The organism is Micromonospora sp. NBC_00617 (genome assembly GCF_045161355.1).
Lineage (GTDB): Bacteria > Actinomycetota > Actinomycetes > Mycobacteriales > Micromonosporaceae > Micromonospora.
On sequence record NZ_CP107751.1, the window covers coordinates 4,781,438 to 4,800,661 of the forward strand.

The following is a 19,224-nucleotide window of genomic DNA, read 5'->3' on the forward strand; positions in this document are numbered from 1 at the left end:
TGAGCCTAGTCTCCCCGGGCACCGGCGGACCGGAGGCGTCGCGTACGCGAGGATGGTCGACATGCGCATCGTGGTTCTGGCCGGCGGCATTGGCGGCGCCCGGTTCCTGCTCGGCGTCCGGGCGTACGCCCGCGAGGTCGGCGCCGAGGTGACCGCCGTGGTCAACGTCGGCGACGACCTGTGGCTGCACGGGTTGAAGATCTGTCCCGACCTGGACAGCGTCATGTACACGCTCGGCGGCGGCGCCGACCCCGAGCGGGGCTGGGGCCGGGTCGGCGAGAGCTGGACGGTCAAGGAGGAGTTGGCCGCGTACGGGGCGGAGCCGACCTGGTTCGGCCTCGGCGACAAGGACATCGCCACCCACCTGGTGCGCAGCACCATGCTCAACGGCGGCTACCCGCTGAGCGCGGTCACCGAGGCGCTGTCGACGCGGTGGCAGCCCGGCGTACGCCTGCTGCCGGCGACCGACGACCGGCTGGAGACCCACGCGATCGTCGGCGACGGTGACGAGGGCCAGCGGGCGATCCACTTCCAGGAGTGGTGGGTGCGGTACCGGGCCGACATCCCCACCCACCGTTTCGTCTTCGTCGGCGCGGAGACGGCGAAGCCGGCGCCGGGGGTGCGGGAGGCGATCGGCGCGGCCGACCTGGTGTTGATCGCACCGAGCAACCCGGTGGTGAGCATCGCGCCGGTGCTGGCCGTACCGGGGATGCGCGAGGCGGTGACCGACGGCCCGGCGCCGGTGGTGGGTGTTTCGCCGATCATCGGCGGCGCTCCGGTCCGGGGAATGGCCGACCGCTGTCTCGCCGTGCTCGGCGTCGAGTGCAGCGCGGCCGGGGTGGGCCGGCTCTACGGCCCTCGGGCGGCGGGCGGGCTGCTGGACGGCTGGCTGGTGGCCGAGGAGGACGCCGACACTTTGGTGCCGGAGGTGACGGTCCGCGCGATGCCGCTGCGGATGACCGACGAGGCGGCGACGGCGGCGATGGTCCGCGCCGCGGTGGAGTTGACGTGAGGCTGGAGATCCTGCCGGTGCTGGGCATCGGCCACGTGACCGAGGGTGACGACCTGGCGGCGGTGCTCGCCACCGCCGCGCCGTGGCTGCGCGACGGCGACGTGCTGGTGGTGACCAGCAAGATCGTCTCCAAGGCGGAGGGGCGGCTGGTCGACGTCCCGGCGGACGGGCCGGAGCGGCTCGCCGCGCGCGAGGAGGTGCTGGCCGGCGAGACCGCCCGGGTGGTGGCCAGCCGGGGGCCGACCCGGATCGTGCAGACCCACCACGGTTTCGTGATGGCCGCCGCCGGGATCGACGCGTCGAACGTCGACAAGACCCGGCTGGTGCTGTTGCCGGTGGACCCGGACGCGTCGGCCCGGGAGTTGCGCGCCGCGCTCCGGGAGCGGTACGACCTGGACGTCGCCGTGATCATCAGCGACACCATGGGCCGGCCCTGGCGCAACGGGCTGACCGACGTGGCGCTCGGGGTGGCCGGGATGCCGGCCATCCGCGACCATCGGGGCGAGGTGGACCCGTACGGCAACGAGCTGCACCTGACCCAGATGGCGGTGGTGGACGAGCTCGCCGGCGCCGGCGAGTTGATCAAAGGCAAGTGTGACCAGGTCCCCGTGGCCGTGGTGCGCGGCTACCTCGCGGCCACCCGCGCGGACGACCCCGACGGCGCGCGGGCGCTCATCCGTGATGCCGCGCAGGACCTGTTCTCGCTGGGCACCGCCGAGGCTCGGACGGCCGGACTGGCCGAGGCCGCGACCCTCGCCGAGGCGATCGGGCCCGAGCCGGCCGACCCGGCCGCGGTGCGACGGGCCCTCGACGCGGTCGCCGATGTGGTCACCCCCGGCACGGTCTTCACCCTGGTCGACGAGACGGAGGTACGCGCCGGCCTGGTCGCCGAGGTGCCGGGCTGGCCGGCCGACGCCAGCGCGCTGGTGCTCGGCACCGCGCCGGCGCCGGTCGACCCGATGGACCTGGTCCGCTTCGGCGCCGACCTGCACCGGCTGCGCGTCGCCCTGGCCGCCGAGGGTGTCCGGTCGACGCTGCTGCCGCCGCCGGCCGGCAGCCCGGCCAGCGCCGCGCTCGCCCTGTGACCGCGCGGCCGGGCCAGACTCACGCGTCCAGGACGGCCCGGCCCAGCGGGGTCAGCGTGTGCAGCACGGTGTTGCGGTCGCGGTGACTGATGAGCAGGCCGGCGTTGCGCAGCACGGTGGCGTGCTGGCTGGCCGCCGCCGGTGAGATGTTGAGCCGGCGGGCCACCTCGCCCGTGGTGCAGCCGTCGTGGCTGGCCTCCAGCACCGCCGCCCTGGTCCGGCCGAGCAGCGCGGCCAGCGAGTCGCGGCCGGCGCTCGACGCGGCCAACGCGTCGCCGTCGGTCGCGGCGAGCCCGCCCAGCCGGTCCACCGGATAGACCAGCACCGGCGGCAGCGCCGGGTCGAGCAGGGCGACCGGGGTGCCCGCGCAGAAGAACGACGGCACCAACAGCAGCCCTCGGCCGTCCAGGTGCAGCTCCCGGCTGTGCGGGTAGTCACGCACCTCGAGCACCCCGCTGTCCCAGCGCATGCGCGGGCGGAGGCTGGCCAACAGCCCTTCGACGCCGCCGTCGAGCAGGGCCCGTGCGCGGCGGGTGCGGTCCGCCGCCACCGCCGACTGGATCCGGCTCCAGTACGGGCCGATCGCCAGCGACCGGTACTGCTCCATGGAATCCGCGAGGTGGCGCAGTGTCGCCACGTCACCGCGGGCCAGCGCGGCGGCCGAGGACGGCAGCTGGTTCTCGGCGGCCAGCAGGGTCACATCCCGCTGGAGCAGTTGGGTCGGTGTGCTGCGCACCGCTTCCAGCCCCGCCTCGAAACCCTCCACGCTGGCGTACGGGGTGAGGAAGTCGGGGAAGTAGCCGCGCGGCGGGTTCAGGGCGAAGAGCAGTCGGAGCTGGTCGGAGGCGACGTCCTGGCGCAGCCCTCGGGTCACGGTGCGCCGCCAGGTCGACGTCAACGGATCGCGGTTGCGGCCCTGCAACACGTGCAGGCTGAGAACCAGCTCCCAGACCGGGTCAGCCGCCGGCGCCACCCGGGTCCGGAGAATGTCCTCGCCGGAAAAGTGGATCTTCAGCATGGAGCGCTCCCGTGTCGCCGGCAGAGGGATGCCGGGCGACCGTTCGACTCTACCCGGCCGGCAGTTATCTCCATCTTTAAGCCTGGACTGAAAAACCTCGACGCCTCCGGGGCCAGTTAGGCATGCTTCCAGTGCCCGAGCACGGCACCGACACGTCATGGACGTGACCGGTGCCGGGGCACCGGGGACCGGGGAGGGACCGGTGATCGGGCGGCACCACGAGGGTCTGCGGCCCTTGCTCCGCAGAGGTGCCGTCCGGTCACCCCGTCGGCGCAGTGCGCCTGCCCCGCTCAGCCGACCCAGAGCGCGCCCCGATGGTCCTCGTCCGTGACGTAGAACGGCCGCCCGTCCGCCCCGCCGGGAACCGGAACCGCACGTGCCGGGACGTGACCGCGCCCCCGCCCGGATGGTCGTCGAGCAGCACCGACCCCTTACCCAGCGCGTCGATCGAGCCGATCACGGCCGCGTACCCGCCGTCCGGCGCCGGCGCGATCGCCCGGAAGCCGGTCAGCTCGCCCGGCGGGGTCACCCCGGTCACCGCGTACGCCCCCAGCGCCCGAGGCCACACCGGGTCCGCGGCGAACATGCCCGGCACGCCGGACACCTCCACCAGGACCGGCTCGCCGGCCTCGGTGACCGGAAAACGCAACCCGAGCAGCACCGTGCCGGCCGGGGTGAAGGCCGCGGCCTCCACATGCACCGGCAGTATGCCGGCCGCCGCGTCGTCCTCGCGGAACCGGGCCACGAACGCCCGACGGGGGCGCAGCGGGCCCGCCTTCGAGCCGAAGTGGGAGCCGAAGACGTACACCCAGCCGTCGTGGTGGGCGAGCGCCTCACCATCCTCGGTCCGGCCGTTCTCGACCCCGGCGTCCGCCGTGACGTGCCGGGCCGTCCACGCACCGTCGTCCAACTCCAGCAGCAGGGCCAGGCAGCGCTCCACCGGGCCCTCGTCCAGCACCGTCCAGAAACCCCGCCGAGCACCGTACGACCGCAGCAGCGCGGACGATCGCACCGGCAGCAGATCGCTGGCTTCGTTGCCGGCCACCACGAATTCGACGAGTCGCAGGGTCACCGCGCCAGCGTACGGAGGGCGCGCTCGTACAGTGACGGAGTGCCTGACACCGCGCTCACCGGACCCGCCGTCGACCCCACCGATCCCGCGTCGTACGCGGCGCTGCACGCCGACGCCGTCGCGCTCCTGGAGGGCTGGCAGCCGACCAGCCCGGCGGCGGCCGACGCGCGGGACCGGACCCTCGCGCTGCTCTCCGCCGGGCCGGTGGCGATGAGCCGGCAGCACCGCCCCGGCCACGTCACCGCGAGCGCGCTGGTGCTGGACCCGACCGGCGCACGGGTGCTGCTCTGCCTGCACGCCAAGTTCGGCCGCTGGGTGCAGCTCGGCGGGCACTGCGAGCCGGTGGACCGGACGCTGGCTGGGGCCGCGCTGCGCGAGGCCACCGAGGAGTCCGGCATCGACGGCCTGCGCATCGATCCGGTGCCGATCGACATCGACGTGCACGAGGTGCTCTGCCAGGGCGGGTCGCGCCACTACGACGTCCGGTTCTCGGTGGTCGCCCCGCCCGACGCCGTCGAGCAGGTCAGCGACGAGGCCGAGGAGCTGGGGTGGTTCCCGCCCGATCGGCTGCCTGAGCCGCTGGCCGGCGGGACGGCGCAACTGATCGAGCCGGCCCTCGCGGCCCTCAGACGTAGCCCTCTTCGCCCCGCTCCTTCAGCTCGTCGACGAGGAGCTTGACGTCCTGGGCCCGTTCACGCGGGCAGACCAGCACCGCGTCCGGAGTGTCCACCACGACCAGGTCGCGCACGCCGAGGACCGCCACCAACCGACCCGACTGCGGCACCACCACCAGGTTGGCGGTGTCCCGCAGGAGCACGCCCGGCTTGGCGTCGGTGCCGAGCACCACGTTGCCCGCGTCGTCGGCGGGCAGCACATCACCCAGGGTGTGGAAGTCGCCGACGTCGTTCCAGCCGAAATCGCCCGGCACGGTGGCGACCCGACCCGCGGTGGCCGCGCCCTCCATCACCGCGTAGTCGACGGAGATCTTCGGCAGCGTCGGCCAGACCGTCCCGAGCACGTCGTCCTGCTCAGGGGTGCCCCAGGCGGTGGCGATCGCGGTGACCCCGGCGTGCAGCGCCGGCTGCTGGCGGGCCAACTCGGCGAGGAACACGTCCACCCGCCAGACGAACATGCTCGCGTTCCACAGGTGCCGGCCCGAGCGGACGTACGCCTCGGCGACCTCGGCGGCCGGCTTCTCCTTGAACTCGGTCACCTGACGCCACGGCGTGCCCTCGGTCTCGTCGCCGGTCTCCAGGTAGCCGTAGCCGGTCTCCGGCCGGGTCGGGGTGATCCCGACCGTCATCAGCATGCCCTGCTCGGCCCCCCGGACCGCCTCCTGGACCGTGCGTACCCAGCTGTCCGGGTCGCGGATCAGGTGGTCGGCCGCGAAGCTCCCCATGACCGCGTCCGGGTCACGCTGCGCGATCACCGCCGCGGCCAGCGCGATCGCCGCGCAGGAATCCCGGGGGGACGGCTCGACCAGGATGTTCTCCTCCGGCAGCCCGGTCAGCTGCCGGGCGACCGCCGTGACGTGCGCGGCGCCGGTGACCACGAGGGTCCGATCCGGTGTGGTCAGCGGCGCGAGCCGCTCCACGGTCGCCTGGAGCAGCGAGGCGCTGGTACCGGTCAGCGGGTGGAGGAACTTGGGGTGGCCGGCGCGGGACAACGGCCACAACCTTGTGCCGCTGCCACCTGCCGGAATGACCGCATAAAGCATCCGCACATCATGCCCGACGCATGCGCCCGCAGTGGCTCGGGTCACCACGAGAGGCCCGAACGGTCACAACCGGGCGCGACTCCAGGCGGCGATGTGCACCTCGGCGCTGGATTCCCAGGTGAACTCCTTGGCCCGGTCGAAGCCGGCCTTCGCCAGCGACAGCCGGCGCTGCTCGTCGTCGAGCAGGGCGGCCAGGTCGGTGGCGATCTGGCCCGGGTCCTCCGAGGTGTACGCCACGGCGTCGCCGCCCACCTCCGGCAGCGACAGCCGGGGGGTGGTCAGCACCGGGGCCGCGCACGCCATCGCCTCCAGGATCGGCAGCCCGAAACCCTCGCCGTACGAGGGGTAGGCGGCGACCAGCGCGCCACCGAGGAAGCCGGGCAGGTCGGCGTAGCGCAGGTAGCCGGGGCGCAGCAGCCGCAGGTGGGACGGGACCTCGGCCACCGCCCGGTCGATGTCGTCGTCGTGCCCCTGCCCACCGGCGATCACCAGGGCCGGCGGGTCGACCCGGTCGGCCACCGCACAGGCCCAGCCGCGGATCAGGTTGGGCACGTTCTTGCGTGGCTCCTTGGCGCCGAGGAAGGCGACGTACGTGCTGTTGCCCAGCCCCAGCCGGGCGCGCACGCGGGCCTTCTCCTCCTCGCTGGGCGCGTGGAAGGCGTCGTGGTCGACGCCGTGGTAGGCCACGTCGATGCGGGTCGGGTCGGCGTCGAGCAGCCGGATCAGCTCGTCGCGGGTGGCCTTGCTGGGCACGATCACCCGGTTGGCGCGGCGCATCGAGGTCTTGATGGCGCTGCGGAAGAACGTGCGGCGGGACTTGTCGTAGTGCTCCGGCTCGGTGAAGAACGTCGCGTCGTGCACGGTGACCGTGACGGGGCACCCGGCCCGCAGCGGGCAGGTGTAGAAGGGCGAGTGCAGCACGTGCGCGCCGACCTGCTGGGCGAGCAGCGGCAGGCCGGTCTGCTCCCAGGCGAGCCGGGCTGGGCGGTGCGCCACGGCGGCCGGAGCGGGGATGATCTCCGCGCCGGGCAGCATCCGGGTGTAACGCTCCAGATCGGTGCGGAGGCTCACCACGGCCAACTCCACCCCCGACCCGCACACCTTGCCGAGGGCACCGAGCAGACCGTCGACGTATCGACCGACGCCACCACGGTCGGCGGGGACACTCGTGGCGTCGATGAGCACGCGGGGCGGGCGACCGGCGGTCACGGGGCGACTCCTTGAAGGTGGGTCTGTGGGGAACAACACTCCGGGGTAAAGCCTACGCCGGAGTACGGGGCCGACGCTGACTGCGACCCGACGGTACGCCGACTTGTCATCGTCATCGAGTACGGGCGGGAGAGGCGTATCGTTCGCGCCGATGGCCGACAACATTGCCCGGGTGTTCGCCGACGCGATCGCGACCGACCCGACCCGACCGCTGCTGACCTGGTACGACGACGCCACCGGCGACCGCACCGAACTTTCCGGCGCGACCCTGGCGAACTGGGTGTCGAAGACCGCCAACCTCCTCGTCGACGAGGTCGGCCTCGCGCCGGGCACACCGGCCGGCGTGCTGCTCCCCCCGCACTGGCAGACCGCCGCCGTCCTGCTGGGCTGCTGGTCGGCCAAGGTGACCGTCGCCGACACACCGGGCGCGGTGGACGTCCTCTTCGCCGCCGCCGACCGGCTCGACGAAGCACAGTCCTGGCCCGCCGACGAGCGGTACGCCCTGGGCCTCGCCCCACTCGCCGCCCCGCTGCGGCAGGTGCCGCCCGGCTTCGCCGACTACGTGGTCGAGGTACGCGGGCACGGCGACCACTTCACCCCGCAGTCCGGTCCGGGCCCCGCCGACGCGCGCCTGCTGGCCCGGGCCGAGGCCCGCGCCGACGAGCTGGGCATCGAGCATGGGGCGCGTGTCCTGGCGGACACCAGCCGCTACCCGGACCCGGTCGACTGGCTCCTGGCCCCGCTGACCCGGGCCGCCACCGTCGTCCTGTGCGCCAACCTGGCCCCGGCCAACCTCCCCACCCGCCTGACCACGGAGAAGGTCACGCACGTTCTCCCGTGAACCACCCGTCGGCGCCCCCGTGGCGGCCCCGGCACGGCCAAGGGCCGGTAGGCACGCGCCCGTCCTTTGCTCTGCTTCAACCGGCGCAACAGAAAGCGGCCCGGACTGTTGCGTCCGCGTAAGCAGAGCAAAGGACGCGCATGCCGGGGCACACCCCAGTCACCATCTGCTCCCGCACAGGGCGGACGAGTCGCCGCGCGGCCAACTGTCAGGCAGGCGTCTTGTTCGGAGAGCGGCGTTGGGCCAGGGCGGCGAACGCGGTAAGCGAATCCGGGTTGACCAGGGCGCCCTTGGCCGCGGCCTGGTCGACCGGGATGCCGGTGAGGATCTTCTTGACCGGCACCTCCAGCTTCTTCGCCGAGAGGGTGCGGGGCACGGCGCGTACCTGGTGGATCTCGTCGGGCACGTGCCGGGGTGAGAGGGCGGTACGCAGCTCGCGGCAGATCTTCTTCCGCAGCGCGTCGTCCAGAGTCAGCCCGTCGGCCAGCACCACGAAGAGCAGCAGTTCACCCGCGCCACCCTCGTCGTCCTCCAGGTGCACCACCACCGAGTCGACGACCTCGTCGAGGCCCTCGACCACCGAGTAGAACTCGGCGGTGCCGAGCCGGACCCCGCCCCGGTTGAGGGTGGCGTCGGAGCGCCCGGTGATCACGCAGCCGCCCCGGGAGTTGATGGTGATCCAGTCACCGTGCCGCCAGACGCCCGGGTAGACGGAGAAGTACGCCTCGGCGTAACGGGTGCCGTCCGGGTCGTTCCAGAAGCCCACCGGCATGCTCGGCATCGGCTCGGTGATCACCAGCTCGCCCAGCTCGCCGATCACCGGGGTGCCGTCGGCCGAGCGGGCCTCCACCTTGGCGCCCAACGCGCGACAGGCGATCTCGCCGGCGTACACCGGCAGCAGCGGCACCCCGCCGACGAAGCCAGTGCACACGTCGGTGCCGCCCGAGAGCGACTGGAGCTGCACCTGGTCGCCGACGGTCTCGTACACCCATCCGAAGCCCTCGGCGGGCAGCGGCGCACCGGTGGAACCGACGCCGCGCAGCGCGGACAGGTCGGCGACCTCGCGGGGCACCAGACCGGCCTTGCGGCAGGCCAGCAGGAACGGCGCCGAGGTGCCGAAGTACGTGGTGCCGGTCTCGGCGGCCAGCCGCCACAGCGCGCCCAGGTCGGGCTCGGCCGGCCGGCCGGGCTCCGCCCGGACCCCCGGGTTGCCGTCGAAGAGCACGATGGCCGCGCCCACCGCCGGCCCGGAGACCAGGAAGTTCCACATCATCCAGCCGGTGGTGGTGAACCAGAAGAAGCGGTCGGCCGGGCCGAGGTCGTGGTGCAGGGCAAGCATCTTCAGGTGTTCCAGCAGGATGCCGCCGTGACCGTGCACGATCGGCTTCGGCAGGCCGGTGGTGCCCGAGGAGTAGAGCACGTACAGCGGGTGGTCGAACGGCACCGGCGTGAACGTCAACGGCTCGTCGGTGGGCGCGGCCAGCTCGGCCCAGCCCAGCACGCCCTCGGGCGCGGGGCCCGCCGGGTCGAGGTAACCGATGCTCACGGTGTGGCGCAACGACGGCAGCGCCGCCCGGATCGCGGCGACCTCGGCGCGGCGGTCGACCGGCTTGTCGCCGTAGCGGTAGCCGTCCACGGCGACCAGCACGGTCGGCTCGACCTGCTGCCACCGGTCGGTGACGCTGCGCGTGCCGAACTCGGGCGCGCAGGACGAGAAGATGGCCCCCAGGCTGGCGGTGGCCAGCAGCAGGACGTACGTCTCGGGAATGTTGGGGGCGTACGCCGCCACCCGGTCCCCGGCGGTGACGCCGAGCCGGCGCAGACCGGCCGACACCCGGCGGACCTGCTCGCGCAGCTCCCCGGCGGTGAGGGTGACCGGCTCCCGGGTCTGGCCGTGCGCGATGACCACGGGGTCGTCGTCGGCGCGGCCCGGCATCCGCAGCACGTTCTCGGCGTAGTTGAGGGTGGCACCCGGGAACCAGCGCGCTCCGGGCATCCCCCGTTCGGCGAGGGTGGCCGTCGGCGGGGTGTGCGCGATCACCTCGAAGTGGTCCCAGATCGAACGCCAGAACGCGTCCAGGTCGGTGACCGACCACCGCCACAGCGCGTCGTAGTCGGCGAAGTCCAGCCCACGGTGCTCCCGCAGCCAGCGCAGGTAGTCGCCGATCCGGGACCGCTCCAGCACGTCCGCCGGCGGCGTCCACAGCACGTCACCCACTGCTCCACCCTCCCCCTGGCCCCGCACGACACTGTGAATGGGCCGTGGCGCCATCTTGCCCTACCTCGAAGCGCCATTCTGCGCACCGGGTACGCCTGTCGACGCGTGCCCGGCCCACACTCCAGCCCACCCACCCATGTGGGAATTAAGGAAGGGCACCTTCTTAACGTCTGGAGTCGTACAGGGGCCCCTTGTTAACAACTGGCGTTAACAAGGGGCCCCTCCTTACGTCTCAGCCCGCGCGGTGCGCCTGGATGGCGCGGCGGCGGGCGAGGCGGTGCGCCCGCCGGATCTCGGCCTCCCGGTGCCGGCGCTCGTCCTCCGGCGTCTCCGGCAGCACCGGACGGACCATGCGCGGCGCACCGCCGACGTCCACCCCGACGAAGACCAGGTACGCGGTGGCCACCCGCACCGGGGCGTCCTCGGCCGAGTCCCACCGCTCGGCGACCACCCGCACGCCCACCTCCATCGACGTCTGCCCGGTCCAGTTCACCTGGGCGTGCGCGTGCACCAGGTCACCGACCCGGACGGCCTCGGAGAAGACGATCTCGTCGATCGCCGCGGTCACTGCCGTTCCGCCGCTGTGCCGGGCGGCAGCGGCACCCGCGACGTCGTCGACGAACTTCATCAGGACCCCGCCGTGCACGGTGCCGTAGAGGTTCACGTCCACCGCAGTCATGATCTTGCTGAGAGTGACGCGCGAGTACGACGTCGGCTTGCCGATCGGAGCGGCGGAGAGGTGCTCAGTCATGTCGAAAACGGTACGGTGCGCGGATGCGACATCTCTGGAGCTTCCTCGCCGGGCTGGTGGTGGCGCCCATCACCTGGGTGCTCGTCACACTGGGGCAGGACGGGTCGAGCCGGACGGTCGACCGCTGGGTGGAGACCGGCACGTTCAACACCGCCAACCTGATCGAGCCAGCCGTGTACCTCGGTGTCGGCGGCGTCCTGCTGGGCCTGCTCGGCACGCTGCGCTTCTCGCCGCTCGGTCCGCTGGTGGCCGGATTGCTGCTGGTCACCCCGTACATCGGGATGTTGACGGCGCCCTTCGCGGTACGCGACGCGATCCCGCACGGGTGGAAGGTGGCCGGCGACCCGTTGCCGCTGCGGCTGCCCGTGGAGAACGGCACACTCTTCCTGATCGGCCTGCTGCTGCTGATGGCGACCTTCAGCCTGCAGCGTTGGCGGCAGTGGCCGCGCCCGGCCGCCGAGCCGGCCGTGGCGCCGGTGCCCACGCCGGGCGCCGGCCCCCGCGACGACGACTTCACGCTCACCGACTGGCCGTCCCCCACACCCGCGGAACGCGACACCGCGCCGCTCACTCTGGGTTACCCGACCGAGCCGACACCGACCGAGCCGTTGCCGCGCCGGGTGGGTGGCGAGTCGCCGTGGTCCGCCCCACCGCGCGGCCAGCCGCGCCCGGAGGACAACACCACGGAGATTCGCTGATCGTCGGGCGGGCCGGGCAACCGGCCCGCCCTCCTTCTTCTAATCCGAAAATGACGTTGAGTTGACGTGCGGCAGCGCCTGGCGGCGCGCAGCGTCGCCGGGCTCGGGTTGGTGGTGAGGTTATGCGGCGGCTTGAAGGGTGACCTGGTAGCCGAGGGCTTGCAGGCCGCGGATGTGGTTGCGGACGGCGCGTTGGGTGCCGCCGCGGTTGTCGTAGTAGTCCGGGCCAAGATCGGTGAAGGTGGCCTGTTCGGTGGCCAGGAGCTGCCACACGATGACCAGGATGGATCGGCCGACAGCAACGATGGCTTTCTTCTTCCCCCGCCTCCGGGCGATCCTGCGGTAGCGCTCACCGAGGAACGTGTTCGTGCGCGCGGCGCCGACGGCGGCTTCTCCCAAGGCCCGGGCCAGGTAGCGGTTACCGTGCCCGGTTGAGGCGTTGCCCTTGGTTTTGCCCGCGGATTCCTTCACTCCGGGAGCGAACTTCGCCCACGAGGCCAGATGCGCGGCGGTGGGGAACCTCGTCATGTCCAAACCGACCTCGGCGATGATGGCCCGGGCGGTGGTGACGCTGATGCCCGGGATGTCATCGAGCCTCGCCACCGCCTGCGCGAAAGGGGCCACCAGTTCCTCGATCCGGTCCTCGACCGCGGTGATGTCGGCGTTGATCGCGTCGATGTGGGCCAGCATCCGGGCCAGCAGGAACGCGTGGTGCTCATCGAAGCGGCCGACGAATGCCTCTTCCAGATCCCGCAGCTTGGTGCGCATTCGGGTGCGGGCCAGCTGCGCCAAGGCTTTCGGGTCCCGCTGCCCGCTGATCAGGGCGTCCATCATCGCCCGGCCGGACACCCCGAAGATGTCGCTGGCCACGACCGACAGTTTGATCTGCGCGTCTTCCAGCAGCTTCTCCACCCGGTTCTTCTCCCGACCCCGCTCACCGACCAGATCAACGCGGTAACGGGTCACATCCCGCAGTTGACGGATCGGGGCCGGCGGCACGAAACTCGCCCGGACCATGCCCCGCTCCGCGATCTTGCATAGCCACACCGCATCGAGTTTGTCGGTTTTCGGCCGACCCGGCAGATGTTTGACCTCCCGGGCATTGACCAGCCACACGTCGAACCCGGCCGCCTCCAATAGGTAGAACGGCGGCTTCCAATAGTCTGACGTCGCCTCCATCACGACCCGGGTCACGCCCAGCCCGCCCAGCCAGTCACCCATGGCTTGCAGGGACCGGGTCATCGTGGTGAAGGTACGTACCTCCTGCACCCGCCGCCCGGACCCCGACGGGCTGGGCACCCGCACACAACACACCACCTCGGCCTTGCCGATATCCAATGCCGCGACCCGTTCCACGGCCCGCGCGTCGTCTGGGGTTTCTTCCAACACCGTGAACCTCCCACGCCGAAGCACCATCCGGGCCGGCCGCCCGCAGGAGTCACAGGGACAGGAGCGAAGCTAATCCGCGTGCTCGAAGCAACAGTGAAGGGCCCACAACGTGACTCCCAGCGCCCGACTAGACGACGGCCTGAACGACCAAGGAGGAACGACGTCAACGGGCGACCGAACCCCCATTTTCAGCCCAGGAACGGGCCGCCCACCAGGGCGAAAAAGACTAGATGATTGATTCCAAGGGCTCAGTGGTCGTAGGCGACCAGGGATCTGAGGACGGGCTGGCCGGTGTGCCAGTTGTGCCAGATCGTCGCGGTCAGGGCCAGGACACGCTGCAGAACGCGGACGGTGACGCCGGTGATGGTGCGTCCGCCGTGTCGTTCCAGGTCAAGCTGGCCCTTGAAGGTTTGGTTGACCGATTCGATGCTTTGGCGAAGCGCGCGTAGCAGCGGCCGGCCGGGGCGGGGCGCCTCGCCTTTGTAGGCGGGCCGGATGACGGTGACGTCGCGGGCGTTGAGTTGGGCTTCGGTCGCGGCGTCACGGTAGCCCTTGTCCACGATCAGCAGGAGCCCGTCGGGGTGGGTGAGTAGACCTTGCTGGTCGAGGTCGAACAGGTCGAGTAGCACTTCCCGCTCGTCGGTTTTTGGGGTGGCCAGCGCGAACGCGACGGGCAGCCCATGCACAGTGGTGATGAGGTGCAGGCGTAGTCCCCAGAACCGGCGCGAGTGTGAGGCGCAGTAGCCGTACCCGGCCCAGCCGGCCAGGTGCGAGCGTTTCACGGTCTCCCGGGAGCGGCCGCACTCCACCGGGGTGGAGTCGGCGATACGGACCGGGTGCTGCCACAGGTCGGTGTCCAGCGTCAGGACGCGGATGAGCCGGGTGATCTGGCTGGTCAACGCGCGGAGCCGTTTGTTGTAGCCGGGCTGCTTGGGCATGAACGGGAACAGGTGCCGCAGGTGAGCGCGGGCGTGGCGGACCCACCGGGCCTCGTTCGGATAGCCGAGCAGGACCTGCAGCACCGCTAAGGTGATCAACTCGGCGTCGGTGATCTGCGGGGCCAGGCCGACCACCGGCCGATACCGGGCGTACTGCGGTGACGCCTTCAGCTCGTCATCGATCTTCACGTACAGTGCGGTGGCGAGGGTGTCTCTGTCGACGTGCACGTGGCCTCCATGGTCATCGTTGCTTCGCAACGTCGATCATGGACACCCTCGCTTCGTGTCAGCTACCCCTTGGAATAGATCGTCTAGTGCAGGGCGACCGCCAGGTCCGGGTCTACCGTGCCGACGCCGGCGCGGGGCACGACGAGGACCATGACGACAAGCGCGGCGGCCATGCCGCCCGCGATGACGATCGCCATCGGTACGCTCCCGGTGCCGAACAGGCCCGCGAGTGGCGCCGAGAGCGCGCCGACACCGAACTGCACGGCGCCGAGCAGCGCCGCGGCGGTGCCGGCGGCCTCGCTGTGCCGGCTCATGGCCAGCGCCGGCGCGTTCGGCAGGGCGAGGCCGGCGGCGGCCAGGACCAGCCACAGCGAGGCGAGCAGGGTGCCCAGGCCACCGATGCCGGTCGCCGCGAACAGGACGAGCAGCAGGCCCGCCGCCGTTCCGGCGATCAGGGCGCTGACCAGGATCTGCTGCGGGGTGTAGCGGCGCAGCAGCCGCACGTTGAACTGGGTGGCCCCGATCAGGCCCACCGCGCCGGCCCCGAACGCGATGCCGAACTGCTGCTCGTCGAGGCCGTACTCCTGCTGGAGCACGAACGACGATCCCGAGACGTACGCGAACAGGGCCGCCATCGCCAGCCCGGCGACGAGCACCAGCCCGACGAACGCCCGGTCGTTGAGCAGCCCCCGGTAGTCGCGCAGGGTCGCACCGATCCCTCCGCGCCGGCGACGCGCCACCGGGAGGGTCTCCGGGAGCCGGAGCGCGGCTACGACGATCAGCAGCGCGCCCAGCACCGCCAACGCCGCGAAGACGCCCCGCCAGTCGGTCCAGCTCAGCAGGCCACTGCCGAGCGTCGGCGCGAGGATGGGCGCCAGGCCCATGACGAGCATCAGCCGGGAGAAGATCCGGGCGAACGAGGCGCCGCTGAACAGGTCGCGGACCACTGCCGTCGCGACCACGGTGGCGGCGGCGACGCCGAGCCCCTGGAGGACGCGCAGCCCGCCGAGCACCTCGATGTTGGGTGCGAAGACGCACAGGACGGAGGCCACGATGTGCGCGGCCAGCCCGGCCAGCAGCGGCACCCGCCGCCCGACCACGTCGGAGAGCGGCCCGATCAGCAACTGGCCCAGCGCGAGGCCGACAAGCGTGCCGGTGAGCGTCAACTGCACGGCGGTCTCGGTGGTCTGCAACCCTGCCGTGATGGCGGGCAGCGCGGGCAGGTACATGTCGATGGTCAACGGCCCGATGGCGATCAACGCACCCAGCACGAGGACGAGTTGCACACGCTGACGGTTGGTCATCAGGTCACCGGGCAGCACCTCGGCGGGGGTGCCCGGTGGTGCCGCGGGGGTGTCCGGTCCGGTCTGGTCCACCAACTGTTTCATCATCTCGATCTCTCTGCGGAAGCTTGTACGTCGTCACGGCGTCAGCGCGTCCGCAACTGCCCGGGCGTGTGTCGGCAACGCCCGGAACCCGGAGGACGTTCCCGCTGTGGGGGGTGTCACGCCGCGTCGGCCCGACCCGAACGCGGCCAGAATGTGACGGCGGTCACTGTCGGGTCGGAACCGGAGGGGAGGGTCGCGTCGTCTTGCCTGTCGTGAGACGAAGTCTGGACGGACTGGACGAGGGTGAGTTGCTCCGCCGCGTCGCCCGCGGCGACCGGCGTGCCTTCGACGCACTGTACCGGCGTACCGCCCCGTGGCTGACCACCCGGCTGCGTCGGCGGTGCGCCGACGAGGACGTGGTGGCCGAGGTGTTGCAGGAGACGTACCTGGCGGTGTGGCGGTCGGCCGGCAGCCAGGCGCAGTCCTCGGGCTCCGGCAGCGCGGTGGGTTGGTTGTGGACGATCGCCGCGCACCGACTCGTCGACGCGTTCCGTCACCGGGCCCGACGGGAGCGGATCCCGTCGGTGCAGACCTACGACACCGTGTCTCCGGCGGCCGAGGAAGAGGCGCTCGCCGGTGGGTTGGACGCCAACCTGGAGCGGGCCCTGCAGGCGCCACCATCGTCGTCGCCGCCGTCGGTGTGCCGGCACTGATCGCCGCCGGCTGGCTGGGCATGGCCGCCGGCCGGGCAGTGCCCCGGGTGATCACCGCACCCGTCGTCGCGGTGGCCGGGTTCGCCGTGCTCGGGCTCGTCCCCGAGTTCGTGCGGCAGCCCGAACTCGACGCGGCGGTCATCCGACCGGAACCCTCGGCGCTGCTGCTCGTCCCGGTCATCAACGAACTCGACGACTTCCAGACGATCTTGCCGCGGGTCAGCGCGCTCCAGACACTGTGGCTGGTGGCGCTCGCCGTCACCGGACTGCTGCTGCTGGGCATGGTCCGCCGTCGCGCCGTCGCGCTGGCCGTACTCCCGGCGGTGCTCGGCGCCGCGGTGGCCGTACCGCTCCTGCCCGTCGGCGGTACGCGCGGGGCCGCGGTCGTCGACCCGGTCGCCATCGAGCTGGTCTGTGACAACGCCGGCCCGCAGGTGTGCGTGACACGGGTGCACGCCGAGCTGCTGCCGGACGTCGTCGGCCCCGCCCGCCAGGCTCTCGCCATGATGGCGGCCAAGCTGCCCAACGCACCCGTGCGGGCGGTGCAGACCCAGCAGGTCACCTTCTGGGCACGGCTGGATCGGAGCACGGCACCGGCACGACACTCGGCCGACACGGTCGTCTTCGACACCCCCTCGTTCGACCGCCTCGGACGCGCCGACCTGTCCGGCGACTATTTCCTGCCGTCCCTGCTCGAGGCCGCCTGGCAGCAGGAGTGCGCCGACCGGCCGGTTCTGGGCGACGAGTACCGGGCCCGGATCGTCGCCGCCGCCTGGCTGACCGGTCGGCCACCGGCCCCGCCCGGCTGGGACCCCGCGGAGATGGAGCTGCTGGTGGGCGCGTACCAGGCGCTTGTCAGTCTCCCGGAGGCCGAGCAACGGCGTCGGATGGCGGCGGCACGCGAGGCGGCACTGGACTGCCAGGGCGACAGCCTCACGGCGGTCCTGCCCGAGGCCCAGCCGTGAGGTGGCTCCAGCTCCACCTGCGCTCCCGCCGGGTGCCCCTCGCGCTGACCACCGCGACCGCGCTCATCGCGTTGGTGTGGGCCCTGTCGCTGGCCTACACCGACTCGACGACGATCAACATCCGCACGGCCAGCCTCGTCATCATGCTGGCGGTGGTCGCGGTCGGCACCACCCTCGGCGGCGCCGACGACGCCCTCGACCGCACCGCGGCGGTCAGCTGGCCGCTCCGACGCGCCGGGCACCTGCTCCTCGCCGGCGCCACGATCACCGCCCTGCTGACCCTCAGCACGGTCACCGACGCGCGCTACGAACCGTTCGCCCTGCTGCTGCGCAACACCGCGGGGCTCCTCGGCCTCACCGCCCTCGGCGCCGCCCTCTTCGGTGCCGCCATGTCGTGGATCGCACCGCTGACCTGGACCCTCATCGCGGCCCTGCCCCTCATGGACCCCAGCAGGGACCTGCGGATCCAGGTCGCCGGCTGGCTGATCCAACCCGCCGGCACCACCGCCGCCACGGTCTGCGCCAGCACCCTGGCGGTGGCCGGTCTGCTCGCGTACACCCTGCGGGGCTGCCCCCTGCGGCCCGCCAGCGAAGCCGCCCTGGACCAGTAACACACCGTCGATGCGGCCCCGCCTGCCTACCTCACGATGCGGCCATCGGGAGGAAGATGTCGATCCGGGTGGGGCCGCCGGTGGGGCTGTCGACGGTGAGGGTGCCGTCGAAGGCGGCAAGACGGCGGCGAACGCCGGCGATGCCGGTGCCGCGGGACAGGTCCGCTCCGCCGCGCCCGCTGTCGGCGACCGTCACCCGGATGCCGGCGGGCGTGGTGGCGAGGGTGACCTGAACGGCCGTGGCGGCGGCGTGCTTGACCACGTTTGTGAGCAGTTCGGCGACGGTGAAGTAGAGAGCCGACTCGATCGGGGGTTCGAGTCTGCCGGTCAGTGTGGATTCGACCTGGGTCGGGACCTGGCATTCCAGGGCGAGCGCCCGGACCGCGTCGACCAGGCCCCGGTCGGCCAGGATCGGGGGGTGGATGCCGTGCACCAGATCGCGGAGCTCCTGCATGGCCCTGCGGGAGTCCTCCTGGGCCTGGCCGAGCAGCGTGCGGGCCGCCTCGGGGTCGCGTTCCAGTGAGCGTTCCATCATCTTGAGCGTCATGCCCATGGCCATCAGTCGTGCCTGGGCGCCGTCGTGCAGGTCGCGTTCGATCCGGCGGATCTCGGACTGCTGGGCGTCGAGGGTGTCGGCGCGGGTGGTGGCCAGGTGTTCGACCCGCTCGGTGAGTCGGGTGACTGTCGACGGGCCGAGCAGGCGGGCCGCCCAGGCGTCCGAGAGCCGGCCCAACCAGGGCGCGAAGACCAGCCCGGCCGCGAGCAGGGCCACGCCGACCACCGCGGCCAGGGCCGCGGTGACGTCGCTGATCAGGGGGACGAACAGAAACCAGGAGCCGTCCCAGGCCTCGGTGGCCCAGCGCCAGGTCAGCGGGGCCGAGAGGCCCCAGAGGCCACCGGCGAGCAGGAGAGCGGGGAGCAGGCCGAGGGTGACTCCCACCGGCCAGTCACCGGCGGCCCAGATCAGGTCGCGCCTGGTGGCCGGGGCGCGAAACGCCCGGCGGCACGCGGCGAGGCCCGCGGACCAGCCGGAGGCAGGGCCCGCGGGTTGCGGGATCTCGGCGACGCCGATGCGGCGGCGGGCGGCGTTGGCGAGGGCGCGGAGGCCGGCCAGGACCGGTGGCATCAGATAGACGCCGACGCCGACAAGCACCAGGCAGGCGACGATCACGGCGACTGCGGCGAGCAGCACTGCGGCTGCCGAACAGGCCGCACGCCAGGTGCCCTGGCGGACGGCGAGCAGCCCCGACGCGATCCGGGCCGGGGCACGGTCTTCCCGCGGGGTCACGATGAAGATCCTCCATTCGTGCTGATCGCGGCCATTGAACCACGCGCAGAGGCGGTGGGCATGGGTGCTGGCACCCGGTCCGGAACGGGGTCGGGCACGGCAGACCCACCCCCGTGGCGCGCGGAAACATGGAACACGTCAAC

General features: G+C 72.2%; 16 protein-coding genes and 2 pseudogenes. 8 read left to right on the top strand and 10 right to left on the bottom strand.

Features of this window, described 5'->3' with window-relative positions:
- Positions 1–61 precede the first annotated feature (61 nt).
- Positions 62–1,012, top strand: coding sequence for a 2-phospho-L-lactate transferase (gene cofD / locus OG505_RS21960; RefSeq protein ID WP_405427116.1), 951 nt, complete (start codon positions 62–64; stop codon positions 1,010–1,012).
- Positions 1,009–2,097, top strand: a complete 1,089-nt coding sequence (locus OG505_RS21965) for a coenzyme F420-0:L-glutamate ligase (protein ID WP_405427118.1) — start codon at positions 1,009–1,011, stop codon at positions 2,095–2,097. Before cofD ends, OG505_RS21965 begins: the two co-directional genes overlap by 4 nt.
- A 19-nt stretch (positions 2,098–2,116) precedes the next feature.
- On the opposite strand, the gene OG505_RS21970 is transcribed toward OG505_RS21965, so the two are convergent.
- Together OG505_RS21970 and OG505_RS21975 are read right to left on the bottom strand one after the other, a co-directional pair.
- Positions 2,117–3,115 carry a winged helix-turn-helix domain-containing protein gene (locus tag OG505_RS21970; RefSeq protein WP_405427120.1) on the bottom strand — a complete coding sequence of 333 codons (999 nt, stop codon included), beginning with the start codon at positions 3,113–3,115 and terminating at the stop codon, positions 2,117–2,119.
- Positions 3,116–3,405: 290 nt separating this feature from the next.
- Positions 3,406–4,187 (bottom strand): annotated as a pseudogene (locus OG505_RS21975) (hypothetical protein).
- Between the two features lie 39 nt (positions 4,188–4,226).
- Here OG505_RS21975 and OG505_RS21980 point away from each other — a divergent pair.
- Positions 4,227–4,865: an NUDIX hydrolase gene (locus OG505_RS21980; protein WP_405427121.1), complete on the top strand. Its 639-nt coding sequence runs from the start codon at positions 4,227–4,229 to the stop codon at positions 4,863–4,865.
- On the opposite strand, the gene OG505_RS21985 is transcribed toward OG505_RS21980, so the two are convergent.
- A complete protein-coding gene (locus OG505_RS21985) occupies positions 4,813–5,904 on the bottom strand; it encodes a mannose-1-phosphate guanylyltransferase (RefSeq protein WP_405427123.1) in 1,092 nt (363 codons plus the stop codon). The genes OG505_RS21980 and OG505_RS21985 overlap by 53 nt on opposite strands.
- 63 nt (positions 5,905–5,967) lie before the next feature.
- A complete protein-coding gene (locus OG505_RS21990; RefSeq protein WP_405427125.1) occupies positions 5,968–7,113 on the bottom strand; it encodes a glycosyltransferase family 4 protein in 1,146 nt (381 codons plus the stop codon).
- Between the two features lie 151 nt (positions 7,114–7,264).
- On the opposite strand from OG505_RS21990, the gene OG505_RS21995 reads away from it, so the two are divergent.
- Positions 7,265–7,954: a TIGR03089 family protein gene (locus tag OG505_RS21995; protein ID WP_405427127.1), complete on the top strand. Its 690-nt coding sequence runs from the start codon at positions 7,265–7,267 to the stop codon at positions 7,952–7,954.
- A gap of 208 nt (positions 7,955–8,162) precedes the next feature.
- On the opposite strand, the gene OG505_RS22000 is transcribed toward OG505_RS21995, so the two are convergent.
- Both OG505_RS22000 and OG505_RS22005 read right to left on the bottom strand, forming a co-directional pair.
- Entirely contained in the window at positions 8,163–10,172 is a 2,010-nt protein-coding gene (locus OG505_RS22000; protein WP_405427130.1) for an acetoacetate--CoA ligase, read from the bottom strand.
- Between the two features lie 232 nt (positions 10,173–10,404).
- The gene (locus OG505_RS22005; protein ID WP_405427132.1) at positions 10,405–10,923 is read right to left on the bottom strand and encodes an acyl-CoA thioesterase; all 519 of its coding nucleotides are present in this window, start codon (positions 10,921–10,923) and stop codon (positions 10,405–10,407) included.
- A 23-nt stretch (positions 10,924–10,946) separates the two neighbouring features.
- Here OG505_RS22005 and OG505_RS22010 point away from each other — a divergent pair, with 23 nt between their 5' ends.
- Positions 10,947–11,621 (top strand): hypothetical protein, encoded by a 675-nt coding sequence (locus tag OG505_RS22010; RefSeq protein WP_393366608.1) that lies wholly within the window; start codon positions 10,947–10,949, stop codon positions 11,619–11,621.
- Between the two features lie 120 nt (positions 11,622–11,741).
- Here OG505_RS22010 and OG505_RS22015 read toward each other — a convergent pair whose 3' ends face one another.
- From OG505_RS22015 to OG505_RS22025, 3 genes are all read right to left on the bottom strand, one after another.
- Positions 11,742–12,977, bottom strand: a complete 1,236-nt coding sequence (locus tag OG505_RS22015; protein WP_405427134.1) for an IS110 family transposase — start codon at positions 12,975–12,977, stop codon at positions 11,742–11,744.
- A gap of 281 nt (positions 12,978–13,258) precedes the next feature.
- Positions 13,259–14,176: an IS982 family transposase gene (locus OG505_RS22020; RefSeq protein WP_405427136.1), complete on the bottom strand. Its 918-nt coding sequence runs from the start codon at positions 14,174–14,176 to the stop codon at positions 13,259–13,261.
- Between the two features lie 83 nt (positions 14,177–14,259).
- Complete coding sequence (locus OG505_RS22025; protein ID WP_405434633.1) at positions 14,260–15,564, bottom strand: multidrug effflux MFS transporter; 1,305 nt, start codon at positions 15,562–15,564, stop codon at positions 14,260–14,262.
- Positions 15,565–15,788: 224 nt separating this feature from the next.
- Between OG505_RS22025 and OG505_RS22030 the strand changes: the two are divergent.
- The 3 genes and pseudogenes from OG505_RS22030 to OG505_RS22040 form a co-directional block, all read left to right on the top strand.
- Positions 15,789–16,184 (top strand): annotated as a pseudogene (locus OG505_RS22030) (RNA polymerase sigma factor); the annotation flags it as partial.
- Positions 16,185–16,204: 20 nt separating this feature from the next.
- Complete coding sequence (locus tag OG505_RS22035; protein ID WP_405427138.1) at positions 16,205–17,182, top strand: hypothetical protein; 978 nt, start codon at positions 16,205–16,207, stop codon at positions 17,180–17,182.
- Positions 17,179–17,793 (top strand): hypothetical protein, encoded by a 615-nt coding sequence (locus tag OG505_RS22040; protein ID WP_405427140.1) that lies wholly within the window; start codon positions 17,179–17,181, stop codon positions 17,791–17,793. Before OG505_RS22035 ends, OG505_RS22040 begins: the two co-directional genes overlap by 4 nt.
- A gap of 31 nt (positions 17,794–17,824) precedes the next feature.
- On the opposite strand, the gene OG505_RS22045 is transcribed toward OG505_RS22040, so the two are convergent.
- Positions 17,825–19,081: a sensor histidine kinase gene (locus OG505_RS22045; protein WP_405427142.1), complete on the bottom strand. Its 1,257-nt coding sequence runs from the start codon at positions 19,079–19,081 to the stop codon at positions 17,825–17,827.
- Positions 19,082–19,224 lie beyond the last annotated feature (143 nt).